General features: G+C 75.8%; 1 protein-coding gene. It reads right to left on the minus strand.

Annotation, left to right across the window (positions count from 1 at the left end; all coding sequences use genetic code 11):
• A partial coding sequence (locus HKX41_12085; GenBank protein ID NNC24874.1) for a hypothetical protein occupies positions 1-260 on the minus strand: 260 nt, incomplete at both ends.

The raw sequence follows: 260 nt of genomic DNA on the forward strand, positions 1-260 counted from the left end.
GCTTCGGCTCGCCGCTCAGGCGCTCGGGCTTGGGGTCGAGCAGGCGGTCGCGGATCGCCGCGGCCTTGCGTGCGCCGTCGGCGTCGCCGGCGGCGGTCAGCGCGTCGATCAGCTGCTGATGGCCGCGCGCCTGGTACGGCGCCAGCGCGACGAGGCGCTCGGCCACGGTCTTGCGTTGGTCCGGCGCGGCCGCAGCGTAATCGGCGTTGAGCGAGGCCAGGGTCGGCGCCTTGGCCTGCAGCAGGTCGGCGCGGATCCAG

It is taken from the genome of Salifodinibacter halophilus (assembly GCA_012999515.1).
Taxonomy (GTDB): domain Bacteria; phylum Pseudomonadota; class Gammaproteobacteria; order Nevskiales; family Salinisphaeraceae; genus Salifodinibacter; species Salifodinibacter halophilus.